The organism is Actinomycetota bacterium (assembly GCA_019347575.1).
Taxonomy (GTDB): Bacteria; Actinomycetota; Nitriliruptoria; order Nitriliruptorales; family Nitriliruptoraceae; genus JAHWKY01.
In genome coordinates, this window is sequence record JAHWKY010000113.1 from 1 (window position 1) to 2,190 (window position 2,190).

Consider the following 2,190-nt stretch of genomic DNA (forward strand, 5'->3'; position numbering starts at 1 on the left):
ACCAGCTGGCGTCGATGGAGGCGAACGTCCCGTCGGTGAGCGTGAGCACAACCAATGCCCCAGTTTCCACGGTGACCGTTTCACCGTGCAGGATCCGGTTGGTCACGGCGTAAACCTCACCGACCTCCGCGCCGAGGTACCAGCGCAGCACGTCGGCGATGTGTACGACATGGTCCATCAGCGCCCCGCCGCCGGCCAGCACCGGGTCGGCGAACCAGGACCGGCCCGCCATGGGCAACTGTCCCTGGTTCGTGCCCGTGCAAGCCTGTACCCGTCCCAACGCGCCGCTCTCCAGCATCGCGATCGCAGCTATCGGCTTGAACGTGGAGCCGACGGGATACGAGCCGCTGATGACCCGGTTGAAGCGCGGCGAGTCGGCCTCCTCGCCGTAGAGCTCGTCATAGCGCTCCTGGGTGATCGGCCGCCCTGACAGACGGTTGGGATCGAAGGACGGCGACGACCCCATGGCCAGCACCTCGCCCGTCTCGGGGTCCATGGCCACGAACCCCCCGGGCAGTCCACCGCCGATCTCCTGCAACGCCTGCTGGCCGGCCTCCTGCAGCTGGAGGTCGATGGACAGGCGCAGCTGGCGCCCGGCGATCGGCTCGGTGTCGGGCAGCGTGTCGTCGGGATTGAGCCGCCCGAAGGCGTCGACGACGACACGGCGAATGCCGTCCTTGCCGCGCAGGTAGCGGTCGTAGGAGCGCTCGAGGCCCTCCTTGCCGATGATCGTCCCCTGCAAGACCCCGCGGTAGCGCTCCTGCTCCAGCTCCTCCGGGCTGATCTCGCCGACCACGCCGAAGAGCTGGGCGGCCAGCTCCTCCTTGGGGTACTTGCGCAGGTAGCGCTCGCTGATCTCCACGCCCGGGAAGCTGGCGTTGCGCTCGCTGAGGTAGTTGAGCACCGGCCGCTCGGCGTCGACCGCGAGGTTCACGTTGTCGTAGGGCACCACGGCAAGGCTGCGGATGACCGTCGCGTGGACTTCATCGGCCTCGAGCTCGAGCACGCTGGCGATGCGCTCGTAGCGCTCACGCAGCCCGGGCGTGGGAATCGGTGGAATCGCTACCGGATCACCTCGCCGGCCCTCGGGGCGCGCCTCGCGCTCGCCGGCCAGCCGGCCCCACTCGGCGGCCATGTCGCGCACCTCCTCGGGCAGCGTCGACGGATCGAGCGAGATGACCGTGGCCCGCTTGTTGGTGACCAGGGTGCGGTCCTTGCGGTCGACGATCTCACCACGGGGAGCCTGGATGCGCAGCTCGCGCACGCGGTTGTCGCGCGCCTCGGCCAGGTACTGGTCACCCGTGAGCACCTGCAGGTACCACAGGCGGAAGAAGATCAGCGCGAACAGGCCCAGGGCGACGAAGCCCAGCACGGCGATGCGCAGGGCGAGCCGTGGGCTGATGGCGGGCACCCGGTCCTCGGGGCGGCTGATCATCGGCTGATCGGGCCGTCGGAGCGGCTGTAGAGGGGCGAGAGTCCGCCGGTGGTGTAGGCGCGCCGCCGGCGCGGACGCGAGGCGACCAGCGAGCCGCCGGTAGCGCGGGTGACCAGCCAGTGCACGGGCACGGCCAGCAGCGCGTTGAGCACCAGCGTGGCCGTGATCTGGCGCAGCAGCGCAGCACCCAGGGGCGGGTCCGCACCCAGCAGGAACTGCAGGACCGAGAAGCCGACGAGCGTGACCAGCGTGGCCAGGGCGCCGGCGACCAGCGGCACCAGCGGGCCCTCGAGGGCGTGCACCTCACGCGCCCGGCCGCACCAGTAGCCCACGGCCAGCAGGACCAGCGAGGTGATGCCCAGGGTGTCCATGAGGGCCAGGTCGCTCAGCAGGCCGACGGAGAAGCCGAAGGCCGCGCCGGCCAGGGCGCCGCCCAGCAGCCCGCCATACCACGTCAGACCGGAACCGGTGAACACGCCCGACAGCGACACCTCGGCCCCGGTATCGACGACCCAGTAGAGCTTGGCACCGACCAGGCCTCCACCCAGCGCCACGAAGACGAGCTCGTAGGCCCAGTCGGAGGGACGGCCCAGCTCGCCCAGGCGTCGTGACGCGACCGCGCCCCAGGCCAGGAAGTTCAACCCGAAGAACAGGCCGAACGTCTGGATGGACACCCCGAGGACGTCGATGTCGGCGAGCACGCCGGGAGGGTAGCCTCGGTGGGGCCGTGCGCCGACGGGTCACCTTCTCGCGCA

Annotated in this window: 2 protein-coding genes; both read right to left on the reverse strand. The window is 70.5% G+C overall.

Annotation, left to right across the window (positions count from 1 at the left end; all coding sequences use genetic code 11):
• Window positions 1-1,435, reverse strand: a 1,435-nt coding sequence (locus KY469_22880; GenBank protein MBW3665936.1) for a hypothetical protein, incomplete at its 3' end; no start/stop codon positions are given.
• Window positions 1,432-2,136 (reverse strand): rod shape-determining protein MreD, encoded by a 705-nt coding sequence (mreD, locus tag KY469_22885; protein MBW3665937.1) that lies wholly within the window; start codon window positions 2,134-2,136, stop codon window positions 1,432-1,434. The genes mreD and KY469_22880, both read right to left, overlap by 4 nt.
• Window positions 2,137-2,190: the final 54 nt, after the last annotated feature.